General features: G+C 71.7%; 11 protein-coding genes. 2 read left to right on the top strand and 9 right to left on the bottom strand.

Annotated elements, in window-relative coordinates; all coding sequences use genetic code 11:
• Positions 1 to 42: 42 nt before the first annotated feature.
• A complete protein-coding gene (locus RH94_RS07560) occupies positions 43 to 735 on the top strand; it encodes a response regulator (RefSeq protein WP_073946858.1) in 693 nt (230 codons plus the stop codon).
• Positions 736 to 786: 51 nt separating this feature from the next.
• Here the strand turns inward: RH94_RS07560 and RH94_RS07565 are convergent, their stop codons facing one another.
• From RH94_RS07565 to RH94_RS07575, 3 genes are all read right to left on the bottom strand, one after another.
• The gene (locus RH94_RS07565) at positions 787 to 2,379 is read right to left on the bottom strand and encodes a solute symporter family protein (protein ID WP_073946859.1); all 1,593 of its coding nucleotides are present in this window, start codon (positions 2,377 to 2,379) and stop codon (positions 787 to 789) included.
• On the bottom strand, positions 2,376 to 2,879 hold the full coding sequence (locus tag RH94_RS07570) for a DUF485 domain-containing protein (RefSeq protein ID WP_073946860.1): 504 nt from the start codon (positions 2,877 to 2,879) through the stop codon (positions 2,376 to 2,378). Before RH94_RS07570 ends, RH94_RS07565 begins: the two co-directional genes overlap by 4 nt.
• Positions 2,880 to 2,968: 89 nt before the next feature.
• Positions 2,969 to 5,092, bottom strand: coding sequence for a DNA gyrase/topoisomerase IV subunit B (locus RH94_RS07575; protein ID WP_073946861.1), 2,124 nt, complete (start codon positions 5,090 to 5,092; stop codon positions 2,969 to 2,971).
• A 443-nt stretch (positions 5,093 to 5,535) separates the two neighbouring features.
• On the opposite strand from RH94_RS07575, the gene RH94_RS07580 reads away from it, so the two are divergent.
• Complete coding sequence (locus RH94_RS07580; protein ID WP_073946862.1) at positions 5,536 to 5,766, top strand: DUF7455 domain-containing protein; 231 nt, start codon at positions 5,536 to 5,538, stop codon at positions 5,764 to 5,766.
• 99 nt (positions 5,767 to 5,865) lie between these two features.
• Here the strand turns inward: RH94_RS07580 and RH94_RS07585 are convergent, their stop codons facing one another.
• From RH94_RS07585 to RH94_RS42675, 6 genes are all read right to left on the bottom strand, one after another.
• Positions 5,866 to 6,732, bottom strand: a complete 867-nt coding sequence (locus RH94_RS07585; RefSeq protein ID WP_073946863.1) for a serine protease — start codon at positions 6,730 to 6,732, stop codon at positions 5,866 to 5,868.
• 120 nt (positions 6,733 to 6,852) lie between these two features.
• Positions 6,853 to 8,394, bottom strand: a complete 1,542-nt coding sequence (locus RH94_RS07590; RefSeq protein ID WP_073946917.1) for an RNA polymerase sigma factor — start codon at positions 8,392 to 8,394, stop codon at positions 6,853 to 6,855.
• Positions 8,395 to 8,832: 438 nt separating this feature from the next.
• The gene (locus RH94_RS07595) at positions 8,833 to 9,720 is read right to left on the bottom strand and encodes a FadR/GntR family transcriptional regulator (RefSeq protein WP_073946864.1); all 888 of its coding nucleotides are present in this window, start codon (positions 9,718 to 9,720) and stop codon (positions 8,833 to 8,835) included.
• Between the two features lie 162 nt (positions 9,721 to 9,882).
• Positions 9,883 to 12,429 (bottom strand): ABC transporter ATP-binding protein, encoded by a 2,547-nt coding sequence (locus tag RH94_RS07600; RefSeq protein WP_073946918.1) that lies wholly within the window; start codon positions 12,427 to 12,429, stop codon positions 9,883 to 9,885.
• A gap of 98 nt (positions 12,430 to 12,527) precedes the next feature.
• A complete protein-coding gene (locus RH94_RS07605) occupies positions 12,528 to 13,286 on the bottom strand; it encodes an NUDIX hydrolase (protein WP_073946865.1) in 759 nt (252 codons plus the stop codon).
• A 130-nt stretch (positions 13,287 to 13,416) separates the two neighbouring features.
• The coding region (locus RH94_RS42675) for a DUF4192 family protein (RefSeq protein WP_234425605.1) at positions 13,417 to 13,959 on the bottom strand (543 nt) is incomplete at its 5' end.

The following is a 13,959-nucleotide window of genomic DNA, read 5'->3' on the forward strand; positions in this document are numbered from 1 at the left end:
CACGGGCGCCGCGCCCGCCTGGCCTTGAGGGAAAGAGGCCCGATGATTGACGTCCTGGTGGTCGACGACGACTACCGTGTCGCCGAGATCAACGCCAAGTACGTGGGGAAGGTTCCCGGCTTCCGGGTGAGCGCCCGCGCGCACAGTGCCGCACAGGCCCTGACCACCGTGCAGCGGGGAGGCATCGACCTGGTCCTGCTCGACCACTACCTGCCCGACCGCACCGGTCTGGAGCTCGTCCACCGCATGCGCGACCAGGGCATCGGCACCGACGTCATCATGATCACGGCGGCCGGTGACGTGGCGACCGTGCAGCAGGCGATGCGGCTGGGCGCCCTGCACTATCTGGTCAAGCCGTTCACCTTCGCCACGCTGCGCGGTCGTCTGGACTCCTACGCCGCCCTGCGCCGCACCGTCGACCGCGTCGGTGGCCGCGGTGTGACGGGGCAGGAGCAGGTGGACCGGATCTTCGGCGCCCTGCGCACCACGCCGGCGTCGGCGTCCCCGGGCCTGCCCGGTGGTCACTCGGAGCCGACGAGCGATCTCATCTGCCGTGTCCTGCACCGCGCCGACCGGCCGCTGTCCGCCCACGAGGTGGCCGCCCGGACCGGCCTGAGCCGCTCCACCGCCCAGCGCTATCTGCGCCGTCTGGAACAGTCCGGACGTCTGCGCCTGTCCCTGAGGTACGGCGACACGGGGCGGCCCGAGCACCGCTACGCGTGGGTGGCGCCGTAGCCCCGCCCGGGCCGGTGGTGCGGCCGTACGACGCTGTGGTGCCGGCCGCCGTCACACGGCCCCCGCTCCCGTCAGCGACCGCACCTCCGTCTCCGCGTGCTTGGCCTCGTCCGGCAGTTCGGTCGAGGTGACGGTGCCGAGCCAGCCGGCGAGGAACCCGAGCGGGACGGAGACGATGCCGGGGTTCTGCAGCGGGAAGAGCTGGAAGTCGACGCCCGGGAAGAGGGAGTCGGGGCTTCCGGAGACCACCGGGGAGAGCACGACGAGCACCAGGGCGGGGATCAGTCCGCCGTAGACGGCCCACACCGCGCCGCGGGTCGTGAAACCGCGCCAGAACAGCGAGTACAGCAGCACCGGCAGGTTCGCTGAGGCGGCGACGGCGAAGGCGAGGCCCACCAGGAAGGCGACGTTGAGGTCGCGGGCGAGCAGGCCGAGGGCGATCGCCACCACGCCGATGCCGGCCGCGGCGACGCGCGCCACGGCGACCTCGCTGCGCTGCCGGGCCCCGCGGCGCCGCAGGGAGGCGTACAGGTCGTGGGCCACCGACGCCGATGAGGCGAGGGTGATCCCGGCGACCACCGCGAGGATCGTGGCGAAGGCGACCGCGGCCACCACCGCGAACAGGACCGTGCCCGCCGCGGAGTCCGCGCCGCCACCCAGGTCGAGGGCCAGCAGCGGGACCGCCGTGTTCCCGGCCGCGTTGGACCCCCGGAGCACGTCCGGTCCGACGATCGCCGCCGCGCCGAAGCCGAGGACGATCGCCATCAGGTAGAAGCCGCCGATGAGCCCGATGGACCAGATCGCCGAACGCCGGGCGGCTCGCGCGGTCGGCACGGTGTAGAAGCGGGACAGGATGTGCGGCAGTCCGGCCGTGCCGAGCACCAGCGCGAGCCCGAGGCTGACGAAGTCCAGGCGCGCGGTCAGGTCCCCGCCGTACTTCAGCCCGGGGGCCAGGAAGGCGTCCCCGTGCCCGCTGCGCTCGGCCGCGGTGAGCAGCAGCCGGTCGAGGTCGCCGTGGAACCTGACCAGGACGAGCACGGTCAGCACGGCGGTGCCGCCCATCATCAGGACCGCCTTGACGATCTGGATCCAGGTGGTGGCCCGCATCCCTCCCAACGACACGTAGATCACCATCAGTGCGCCGACGCCGACGACGGTCCAGGCCTGCGCTCCCCCGCCGGTCCGCCCGAGGAGCAGCGCCACCAGGCTGCCCGCGCCCACCATCTGCGCCACCAGGTACAGAACGGACACGGTGACCGAGGAGGTTCCCGCCGCGATCCGCACCGGCCGCTCGCCCATCCGCGCCGCGACCACGTCGGCGAGCGTGAAGCGCCCGCAGTTGCGCACCAGTTCGGCGACGAGGAACAGCACCACCAGCCAGGCCACGAGGAAGCCCACGACGTACAGCACCCCGTCGTAGCCGAACAGCGCGATCAGTCCGGGAACGCCCAGGAAGGAGGCGGCCGACGCGTAGTCGCCCGCGACGGCGAAGCCGTTCTCCATGGGCGAGAACAGCCGCCCGCCCGCGTAGAACTCCTCCGCCGAACCGCGCCGGCTGCGGCTCACCCAGGTGGTGATGCCCAGGGTGACCGCGACGAACGCGCTGAACAGCAGTAGCGCCAGTGTCTGGTGGTCGCCGGTCACGACGCACCGCCCTGGACGCCGCGCGTCAGTTCCTGCGTGTCCCAGCGCAGTTCGAGCGCCGCCCGGTCCCGGCGCAGCCGTGCGTGCCGGGCGTAGGCCCAGGCGAGGAGGAAGGTGCTGAGGAACTGTCCGAGGCCGGCCAGCATCGCCACGTTCACCGCGCCCGCCACCGGCCGCGCCATGATCCCGGGCGCGGCCGTGGCGGCCACGACGTACGCCACGTACCAGACGAGGAAGACCGCGACCGCCGGGACGACGAACCGCCGGTACCGGCTGCGCACCTCCTGGAACGCCGCGCTGCGCTGCACCTCGAGGTAGACCTCGGCCGCGGCGCCGCCGGCCGGCCCGGCCCGCCCCTCGCGGCGGGGCGCCGGTACCGGCGCGGAGAGGGCTCCCGTGCCGTCCCCCTCGCCCCAGCCGGAGGCCAGTGCGTCGTACCAGGGGTCGCGATACCTCATGTCATCCGCGCCCCCGCGGGGACGGGCGTTGCTTGACTGCATGCCCAAGGATGGACAGAACGGGAAGATCCCCGACTTCTCTTCTCCCCGCTCTTCACTCCATCAGGTGACCGAGCGACCCGGAGCCGTCACTACGCGTCGATGCGCGAGCGGTCCAGTGTCGCGGCCGAGCTCGCGATGAACTCCTTGCGGGGGGCCACGTCGTTGCCCATCAGGAGATCGAAGACCCGCTCGGCGGCCTCGAGGTCGGAGAGGTTGATCCGGCGCAGGGTGCGGTGGCGCGGGTCCATGGTCGTCTCGGCCAGCTGGTCGGCGTCCATCTCACCGAGACCCTTGTACCGCTGGATCGAGTCCTTGTACCGGATCTTCTTGCTCTGGAACTCGAGCAGCTTGTCGCGCAGTTCGCGGTCCGAGTAGGTGTAGACGTACTTGTCCTGGCCCCTCTTCGGCTGGACCAGCTCGATGCGGTGCAGCGGCGGCACCGCGGCGAACACCCGGCCCGACTCGACCATGGGCCGCATGTAGCGGTGGAACAGCGTCAGGAGCAGGGTCCGGATGTGGGAGCCGTCCACGTCGGCGTCGGTCATCATGATGATCTTGCCGTAGCGCGCCGCGTCCAGGTCGAAGGTCCGGCCCGAGCCCGCTCCTATCACCTGGATGATCGCGCCGCACTCGGCGTTCTTCAGCATGTCCGTGACGGACGACTTCTGGACGTTGAGGATCTTGCCGCGGATCGGCAGCAGCGCCTGGAACTCGGAGTTCCGCGCCAGCTTCGCCGTACCGAGCGCGGAGTCGCCCTCGACGATGAACAGCTCGCTGCGGTCGACGTCGTCGCTGCGGCAGTCGGCGAGCTTGGCCGGCAGCGAGGAGGTCTCCAGGGCCGTCTTGCGGCGCTGCGCGTCCTTGTGCTGGCGGGCGGCGATGCGCGTACGGGCGGCGGCGACGGCCTTCTCCAGCACCACGCGCGCCTGCTGTGCGTCGTCGCGCTTGGTGGACGTCAGGAACGCCTTGAGTTCCTTGGTGACGACGTTGTTCACGATGCGGCGGGCCGCCGAGGTGCCGAGGACCTCCTTGGTCTGGCCCTCGAACTGCGGCTCGGCGAGGCGGACCGTGATGACCGCGGTGAGGCCCTCCAGGGCGTCGTCCTTGACGATGTCGTCCTCGGCGACGCGCAGCATCTTCTTGGCCCGCAGCACCTCGTTCACGGTCTTGGCGACGGCCTGCTCGAAGCCGGCGACGTGGGTGCCGCCCTTGGGGGTGGCGATGATGTTGACGAAGGACCGGAGCGTGCTGTCGTAGCCGGTTCCCCAGCGCAGCGCGACGTCCACGCCGAGTTCGCGGGTGACTTCGGTGGGCGTCATCTGGCCGTGGTCGTCGAGGACCGGGACCGTCTCCTTGAAGGTGCCGTGCCCGGTGAAGCGGAGGACGTCGCAGACGGGCCGGTCGTTCGCCAGGTACTCGCAGAACTCGCTGATGCCGCCGTCGTAGCGGAAGGACTCCTCGCCCTTGCTGCCGCCCTCGCCGAGGCCGTACTCGTCGCGGACGACGATGGTCAGTCCGGGCACCAGGAAGGCCGTCTGGCGGGCGCGCTGGTGCAGGGTCTCCAGGGAGAGCTTGGCGTCCTTGAGGAAGATCTGGCGGTCGGCCCAGTAACGCACGCGCGTGCCGCTGCGCGCCTTGGGGATCTTCTTGGCCTTGCGCAGGCCGTTCCCGGCCTCGAACCTGGCGTCGGGCCCGTTGCCCGCGAACGCGCCGGGTACGCCGCGCCGGAAGCTGATGGCGTGGGTGTGGCCGCCGCGGTCCACCTCGACGTCCAGCCGGGCGGACAGGGCGTTGACCACGGAGGCGCCGACGCCGTGCAGACCGCCGGAGGCGGCGTAGGAGCCCCCGCCGAACTTTCCGCCCGCGTGCAGCTTGGTCATGACGACCTCGACACCGGACATGCCCGTCTTGGGCTCGACGTCGACCGGGATGCCGCGGCCGTTGTCCCGCACCTCCACGGAACCGTCGTCGTACAGGACGACCTCGATACGGTCGCAGTAGCCTCCGAGGGCTTCGTCGACGGAGTTGTCGATGATCTCCCACAGGCAGTGCATCAGACCACGGCTGTCGGTGGAGCCGATGTACATGCCCGGGCGCTTGCGCACGGCCTCGAGGCCCTCGAGGACGAGCAGGTGCCGCGCGGTGTAATTGGAGCTGTCCCGGTCTGCTCCTGCCAGCAGCGCTGTGGACGGCACGGACGTCTCGGCGGTCACGCGGTTCGCTCCTCGCTGAATTTCAGGTGGGGCCCTGATGGATAAGGGCGCGGCTTGGATCGCCGTTCAGAGGGTACCGAGGCCTGGTAGAGCCCTTGCAACACAACCCTCGGCAAGGGCCCAGAGTAGTAGAGACTCGCATGAGTGTTCGACACTTCGGCCGAGTGAAGCACATATCACGTTCCCTTCGGGGGCATGAACCATTTAGGCTCCGGGCACGTCCTCCTGAACAACCGGCAACCCGGCCGGGGAGGATTCGACCATGACCGACAGTGCGAACCCGTAAGACACAGAGAAACGCAATACGGCACATTCGCCGCCAAACCGGCAGCAGCCGGCCGCCCCGAAAGATTTTTTCGAGGAAAAGCCACGATCGGGAACGTTTGGGGCTGGTTGGATGTTGACCCTGGTACGACAGCTCGTCGAGCTAGAGAAGAGGCGACGTGACTACTGTTCTGACCCCCGCGAGCCCGCTGACGGCCGCCGATCGCTGCGACCGCTGCGGCGCCCAGGCATACCTGCGCGTTGTCCTGCTCAGCGGTGGAGAACTGCTCTTCTGCGCCCACCACGGCCGCAAGTTCGAGCCGGAACTCAAGAAGATCGCCGCTGATATACAGGACGAGACGGGGCGCCTGGCGCCCGGCAGCACGAGCGCGTCCGACCAAGAGCGCTGACATCTCGCCCGACGAGCGAGCTCCGGCACAGGCCGGCGGACGGGCGGTCGCTCCCGGCATCCGGGAGCGACCGCCCGTCCTCGTGGCCCAGGACGCCGGTCAGGACGCGCCGGGCTCCCGGTGCGGCGCCTTGTCGGCACCAAGGACCTGTCTCAGCGTCCGTACGACGTCGGACACCCGCGTGTAGACGCCGGGGCTCCCCGCGCGTCCGCAGCCGCTCCCCCACGACACGAGCCCGATCAGCCGCCCCCGGGCGACCAGCGGGCCCCCGCTGTCCCCCTGGCAGGCGTCCCTGCCGCCCGTGGCCTCCCCCGCGCACAGCATGCTGCCGGCCGTGTACGTGCCGTCCTCGCTGCCGCTCGGATAGGCCCGTTCGCACCGCCCGTCGGGCAGGACATGGACCCGTGCGGCATGCAGACTGTGCGCGTAGGCGGCGGTGCCGGTGGTGTCCCCCCAGCCGTAGACCGTGGCGCTCGTGCCGGGCACGTACGCCGGGTCGCCCGCGCCCGCAAGGGGGATGACGGAGCTCTGGGGCACCGGCTCGGCGAGGGTGAGCACGGCGAAGTCGCCGGCGTTGGTGTCGGCGTCGTAGTGCGGGTTGGCCCAGATGGCGCGTACCGGGATCTCCTTGCCCTGGCGGGAGAGCAGATCCGTGCGCCCGGTGATCACTTTCAGGTCTCGTGTCGGTGGCGCGCCCACGACCTCTCCGGCCATACAGTGGGCCGCGGTGAGCACCGCTGTCCGGCCGACCACCACACCACCGCAGAACTGCCCCGCCCGGGTGCCTCCGAACCGGTCACGGCTGACGAGGGCCACGGTCCACGGGCTGTGCGCCACGTCGACGGGGAAGCCGCCGATGACAATGCTGTCGGCGACGGCGGGAGCGGCGGTGGCCGGCGGTATCGCGGCTCCCGCGGCCGCCAGGACCAGCGGCCGGGCCAGGGCCCGGGCAATACGGCGTCGCATGATGCTCCTCACTCTGGGACGATCATCGGACACCCAGAGTCGTGCAGAGCAACGCGCCTCGCAGCACGAAGGACCCGCTCCCCGGCCGGGGAGCGGGTCCTTCGTGCTGCGGTACCGGACCTAGTCGAGGTAGTCGCGCAGCACCTGCGAGCGCGACGGGTGGCGCAGCTTCGACATGGTCTTGGACTCGATCTGACGGATCCGCTCACGCGTGACGCCGTACACCTTGCCGATCTCGTCGAGGGTCTTCGGCTGACCGTCGGTGAGACCGAAGCGCATGGAGACGACGCCCGCCTCGCGCTCGGACAGGGTGTCGAGCACCGAGTGCAGCTGCTCCTGCAGCAGCGTGAAGCTGACCGCGTCGGCCGGGACGACCGCCTCGGAGTCCTCGATGAGGTCACCGAACTCGCTGTCGCCGTCCTCGCCCAGCGGGGTGTGCAGCGAGATGGGCTCGCGGCCGTACTTCTGGACCTCGATGACCTTCTCCGGGGTCATGTCGAGCTCCTTGGCCAGCTCCTCCGGCGTGGGCTCGCGGCCCAGGTCCTGAAGCATCTGGCGCTGCACGCGCGCGAGCTTGTTGATGACCTCGACCATGTGCACCGGGATACGGATGGTGCGGGCCTGGTCGGCCATGGCGCGGGTGATCGCCTGACGGATCCACCAGGTGGCGTACGTGGAGAACTTGTAGCCCTTGGTGTAGTCGAACTTCTCCACCGCGCGGATGAGACCGAGGTTGCCCTCCTGGATCAGGTCCAGGAAGAGCATGCCGCGACCGGTGTAGCGCTTGGCCAGGGAGACCACCAGACGGAGGTTGGCCTCCAGGAGGTGGTTCTTGGCGCGGCGTCCGTCCTCGGCGATGATCTCGAGCTCACGCTTGAGCTTGGGGGCGAGCTTGTCGGAGTTGGCCAGCTTGTCCTCGGCGAACAGGCCCGCCTCGATCCGCTTGGCCAGCTCGACCTCCTGCTCGGCGTTGAGCAGGGGGACCTTGCCGATCTGCTTGAGGTAGTCCTTCACCGGGTCGGCGGTGGCGCCGGCCGCGGCGACCTGCTGGGCGGGGGCGTCGTCCTCGTCCTCGTCGGAGAGGACGAAACCGGCGTTCTCGGCGCCCTCGGGCTCCTCCGCGCCCTTGGTCTCCTCGATCACCTCGTCCTCGAGCAGCTCGGCGTCGTCCTTCTTGGCGGCGGTGGTCTTCTTAGCCGCCGTCTTCTTGGCGGCGGTGGTCTTCTTAGCCGCCGTCTTCTTGGCAGCGCTCGTCTTCTTGGCAGCGGCCTTCTTGACGGGGGCCTCGTCCTCGGCGGGCGTGTCGGCGGCGGGCGCCTTCGGGGTGGCGGTGGCGGTGGCCTTCCGGGTGGTCACCGCCTTCGCCGCGACCGTCTTGCCGGCGGCGCGCTTGGCCGGACTCTTCGCTGCGACGCTCTTTCGGGTGCGCTTGTTGGGCTCCGCGGCACTGACCATCAGCGTCACACCCTCTTCCTCGAGGATCTGATTGAGGCTGCGCAGTACGTTCTTCCACTGAGTGGCCGGAATCTGGTCAGCTTCGAAGGCCCGACGCACATCGTCGCCGGCGATCTGCCCCTCAGCCTTTCCCCGCTCAATGAGCGCCATGACAGAGACGGACTCGGCGATCTCCGGCGGGAGCGTACGGGATGTGCTGGCCGACACGAACAACCTCTCGGAACGTTGGAAAACGGCTTCCGGCCCCGTCCACAGCGGACAGGAGCCGACCACCGGCCTGGGGATGGGCCGACGGTGCGGGCGGGGGCCGGGAAGAGGCACAGCGCCGTGAACGGCGTCCGTATTCCCTCCGCGGCTGTCACCTCTTAAGTCATCGCGTTCTTCCCACGAGCGTTACGCCCAATCCACGTGGCCCGAGTCACACCCCGTAAGCGTGTAAAAAAGACCAGAAGTGGGCATACAAGGTCAGCCGTTGCCACGGATACGGTCCGGCCGGCGACTCTCCCGTCGGTCGCGCACAGACCCCGCCGGGTTCGCGGAGGGGCCGACGGGGTTCCGCGGGAGGCGGTTCACCGGCCGGACGCGGCCGCGGAGGACGGCGGGGCCCGGCCGTGCCGCCCGCGCAGGCACCGGGGGTCGAGCGGGTCAGTGCTCGCGCGGCGCGGGAACCACCCGTTCGACCTCGGGGTGCACCGTGAGCAGTTGACGCACGGCCCCCTCCGCCGCCGCGCCGTCGCCGGCCGCGAGGGCGTCGACGATCCGCGCGTGCTGCGCCAGGGAGGTCTCGCTGGGCCGGTCGCAGCCCGTGACGGGGCCGCCGGAGACCTGGAGGGCGGCGGAGACGATCCCGGAGAGGTGCTCCAGCATCCGATTGCCCGCCAGCTGGATGAGCAGGGTGTGGAATTCGGCGTCCGCGCGGGAGAAGGTGAGCGTGTCGCCCTGCCCCAGGGCGTGCCCCATGATCTCGACCATGTCGGACAGGCGCTGCTGGACGTCCTCGCGCCCGTGCCCGGCGGCGAGTCTCGCCGCGAGCGGCTCGATCGTCCAGCGCAGCTCGCTCAGCTCGCGGCGCTGGTCGTCGCGCTGCGGCCCGAAGGCCCGCCACTCGATGATGTCCGGATCGAGCAGATTCCAGTCGCTGACGGGGCGCACGCGCGTGCCGACGTTCGGCCGGGCGCTGACCAGGCCCTTGGCCTCCAGAACGCGGAGCGACTCGCGGACGACGGTGCGGGAGACCTCGAAGCGCTGGCCGATCTCCTCGGGCACCAGCGGACGGTCGGCGCCCAGGTCCCCGGAAACGATCATCTGACCGAGCTGCTGGACGAGTTGGCCGTGCAGTCCGCGGCCGCGACTGCCCGCGGCGCGGCGGCCCACGCGCCCCAGCTCCGGGTCCGCGCCCTCCCAGCCGGGGTTTGCGGCGCGGCCGGGGACGGGCGTCTCGGCGTAGGGGTAACGGTCGAGTCCGCCCGGGCCGACGAGGCCGGAGTCTGTGGGGCGGGCGGCGGTCATCATGGTGTGCGCAAGGGTACTCACGGATCTTTTGTCGGCGCCCCCTCCAACTGCCTTGAGGTCTTTGGTGAAAAGCACACGAAAGGGTGATCGCTCACTTCGTCGCAATTGACGCCTTATCGGAAAGAAACGGACCTCTCTCGAGGAATTGCACACAGAGAGCGAGCGAATAGGCACAAGCCGTGTTCACCGGGCCCTTCCCCTCAGGATCGCCAGCAGATAAGCGCACAGCAACGCGGCGAGGGACAACGTCAGCGCGCCCCCGACGGGTTGGGCGATCACACGAGCCGCGGCGGCCAGGTAGCGATCCCCTCCGAAGGGCCACTGCAGCAGGAACACCCGGCGCAGCCGCGCGGGAAGGCCGTCGGCGTCCCACGCCCTCCCGCCCATGGCCGCCTGCACCAGCGGTACGACGACCACCGGTACGGCCAGCACGGACGCGAGCCCGGCCGTGGTGGACCGGAACAGCCCCGCGGCCAGCACACCGGCCCAGGCGCATCCGACCACGAGGCCCGTCCAACTCGCACCGAGCGAAAGCCAGTCGCCGGGAACCTGGGTGAGTTCCTGTCCGTACACGGCATAGAGCACCTCGGCGTCGCAGCCGACCGTGAGGAAGGCCAGCATCAGCGCGGCGGCGGTGGCGACGGCGAGCTTCGCGGCGAGCAGCCCGAGCCGCCGGGGGACGGTCCCCCGGTCCGCCGCCAGCGCGGGGTGGCGGAACTCGTCGCCGGAGGCCAGCGCGCCGAGCAGCCCGGCGCCGAGCGCCGCCGGGGGCAGAGGCAGTTGCTGCGGCCACGCCGCGATCAGCCGCGGCTGCGGAGTGTGTCCCATGTGTCCCATGACCAGCGCCGTGAGGGCGGAGACGACGAGGACGGCGGCGCAGGTGACGAATCCCGCGCCGATACCGGTGGCGCGGCGCAGTTCGTAGCGCAGGGGGCGCAGGGGGCCGGGTGCGGGACGGACGGAGATGGGGGGTGGCAGAGGGGACGTGGCGTCGAGCACGACGGCCTCCGCCGGGCGCGGGGTCGGGATCGAGGGCTGGGCGTCGGCGTGGCGCCCGGTGCCGGGGTGCGCCGCCGCGCGCTGCGGGGCCGGGGGCCGAGAGGGCCGCGCGGTCGCTGCGGCGAGCCCGTCCGGGGTGTGCGCACGCGTGGGGCCGTCTCCACTGCGGGAGGGGGTGGGGGCGGTCCCGGGGGCGGCGGACGGGACCTCGGAGGAGGCAGTGCGGTACGGGGCCTCGGCGCCGTTTACGGAGGTCGGGGACTCCGGAACCACTGCCCGGCTCGGCGCGCGAGTGCGGTCGGTCGAACACGGGGCCTCGGCGCCGTCGGCCGGGGCCGGGGCGTCGGAGACCGCGGCCGGGTTCGGACCCCGGGAGCGGCCGACGGGATACGGGGCCTCGGCGCCGTCCGCGGGGGCCGGGGGCCCGGAAGCGGTGGTGAGGTCCAGGGCTTCGGAGCGGGCCGCCGCGTCCGGGTGGCCGGGACCGGCGGGGACGTACGCGCCGTCCGGAACGGTGGCCGGGTGCGGGCCGGCCGGGCCCGTGGCGGGTGCCCCACCGTCGGGGCCGGCCGCGCGGACCCTGCTCCCCGTGCGGGCCGCGGCGGCACCGACCTTCGCACGCGATGCGTGCGGCGTGCTGTCCTCGTGCGCGGTGACGGATGCCTGCGGAGGACCCGCGGGGACGGTCGTGTCTTCCGGGGCTCGCGCGACGGTGGCTCCTGTGTCTTCCGTGCGCGCGACGACTGCCGCGGGGCCGGCGGCACGCGTCTGCCGCTTGCCGCCGGCCATGGGCGCCGCCCGGACCCACGACTCTTCGGCCGCCGGAGTCGCACCCGAGGGCACCGCCCCGGCACCAGGGCCCATGTCACCGACCTCGTCCGCGAGTTGGTGGATGAGGATGCCGTGACGGAACGCGGCCTCCCCGATGTCGGCGCACGTACTGCCGTAGACCGACAGACGGTTGCCGTCCTCGCGTACGACTTCCACGGAGTGGCGGGCGGTGCGGGCTTCCTTGGCCAGCAGGGCCCCGAGCCGGGCGGCGTGCGGGCTGCGGACGGCGACACGGGGACGCAGGCGGTTGCGGGCGAAGTCCTCGGCCTCCTGGTCGGCGACGAGCCTGCCGCCCTCGAGGGTGACGACGCGGTCGGCGGTGCGTGCCGCCTCCTTGGGGTCGGCCGTGGCGAACAGGACCGTGCCGCCCTGGGTGGCGTGGGCCCGCAGCATGCCGTGCAGCCAACGGCCCTCCCGCGCGGACAGCCCGTCGACCGGGTCGTCGAGCACCAGCGTGTGCGGATCGGACAGCAGGGCGCAGGCCAGGCCCAGCCGGCGGTCCATCCCCCGCGACAGAGTGCCCAGGCGCTCCTCCCGGAGGTTGACGAGCCCGACGACCTCGAGGACTTCGTCGGCACGCCGGGCGGGAAGCCCCACAACGGCGCACAACATCCGCAGGTGGCCACGGACCGTGCGTGAGGGATGTCCCGGGACGTCGCCGAGGAGAACGCCGACCTCGCGCGAGGGATGGGCGATGCGATGCAGAGGCCGGCCCTTGAAGTAGGTGATACCACGACCCTGTTGGAGCTCGAGCATGAGTCTGAGCGTCGTCGTCTTGCCCGCGCCCGCTGCTCCGAGGAGCACGGTGACGCGGCCCGCGTGCGCTTCGAAGGAGACGTCGTCGACGGCGGGCGGAAGGTCCTTACGGGAGTCGCTGGTCAATCCGAAGGCCTGGATCACCCGCAGCAAGATAGCGCGTTATATCCGTTTTCCAGAGCATTGCTTCGCTCTTTCGGGTTCTCCGTCCCGGTGCGCTCGACGGCCCGCAGGGGCCGGGGTCAGACCTCCGGACGCAGCATCGGCGGATTGAGCAGCGTGGCTCCACCGGCCCGGAACAGCTGTGCGGGCCGGCCGCCCTGCCGGGTGGTCGTGCCCCCGGTCGGCACCAGGAAGCCCGGCGTGCCCGTCACCTTGCGGTGGAAGTTGCGCGGGTCGAGGGCCACGCTCCACACCGCCTCGTAGACACGGCGCAGTTCTCCGACCGTGAACTCCGGCGGGCAGAACGCGGTCGCCAGCGACGAGTACTCGATCTTCGAGCGGGCTCGCTCGACTCCGTCCGCGAGGATCTGGGTGTGGTCGAAGGCGAGCGGTGCCGCCGGTTCCCCGTCGCGGCCGTAGCCGCCCTGCCGCAGCAGTTCCTCCACGGGCGCCCAACGGGCGTCGCCGGCGTCGCCTCCCGCCCGGGGCGCGGGCAGATCGGGGGCGAGGGCGAGGTGGGCGACGCTGACGACCCTCATGCGGGGATCACGCTTGGGGTCGCCGTAGGTAGCGAGCTGCTCCAGGTGCGCACCGTTGTCCTGGACCGGGGCGAACGGGTCGTGGACACGCAGCCCGGTCTCCTCGGCCAGCTCCCGCGCCGCCGCCTGCGCCAGGTCCTCGTCGGCCCGTACGAAACCTCCGGGCAGCGCCCACCGGCCCTGGAACGGGGGCTCGCCCCTGCGCACCGCCAGCGCGCACAGGGAGTGACGGCGCACGGTCAGCACGACCAGGTCCACGGTGACGGCGAAGGGCGGAAAGGCTGACGGGTCGTAGGGCATGCCGCGATCATAGTCGTCTGCCTGACGATAAACACTCCCTTCCCCGATCGCATCGACGGCTGATCCGCATCGGTCCGCGGGCTCTCCGGAGGGGCCGGGAAACTGCGAGCACCGCCGCTCCGGAGAGCGTTCACGCGTGTCCCTCGGAGGCGTCGCCGCTCGGTTCGGCACCCGGCCTGCCGGCGCCTCGGCGACGTGGACCGCCCTTCGCCGAGACACGCGCGCGTGCGCGGCCCGACGCCCTGGAAGGCCCCGGGCGTGCGCCGTCCGTCCGCGAGGCCGCCGGGCGTGTCCCGTCCGGGACCGGTCCGCCCGCCCACCTCCGGCGCCGACGGCGGAACGCCGCACCCGGCTCCACCGGCGCACAGCCGCCTTCGGTTCCGGCCGCCTCGTGCGGCACGGCGGCTTGTGCCGTCTCCTCCGTGCCGGTGCCGTCGGCTTTCACCCCCGTACGCCCTTGGCGCTCCGCGCGCAGGCAGCGCCGGACGGATTCGGGGTCCAACCCCTCGTTGCAGGCCTGGTGCAGGAGGCGGGCGAAGAGGTAGTCGGGGTCCGCGCCCAGCGCCAGGGCCAGGGCCTCCCGGGCCTCCAGATCGTCCCCGGCCGACCAGGCGACCCAGCCCGCGAGCGTCAGCGGCGCCGCCGCGTGTTCGCCGTACGGGCCGACACAACG

The sequence above is a fragment of the Streptomyces kebangsaanensis genome (genome assembly GCF_001906585.1).
GTDB lineage: Bacteria > Actinomycetota > Actinomycetes > Streptomycetales > Streptomycetaceae > Streptomyces > Streptomyces kebangsaanensis.

Excerpts from the sequence above, each read along its gene's own strand:
- RH94_RS07560 (WP_073946858.1), top strand. The coding sequence starts at position 43 with ATGATTGACGTCCTGGTGGTCGACGACGACTACCGTGTCGCCGAGATC.
- RH94_RS07570 (WP_073946860.1), bottom strand. The coding sequence starts at position 2,879 with ATGCAGTCAAGCAACGCCCGTCCCCGCGGGGGCGCGGATGACATGAGG.
- RH94_RS07585 (WP_073946863.1), bottom strand. The coding sequence starts at position 6,732 with ATGCGACGCCGTATTGCCCGGGCCCTGGCCCGGCCGCTGGTCCTGGCG.
- RH94_RS07605 (WP_073946865.1), bottom strand. The coding sequence starts at position 13,286 with ATGCCCTACGACCCGTCAGCCTTTCCGCCCTTCGCCGTCACCGTGGAC.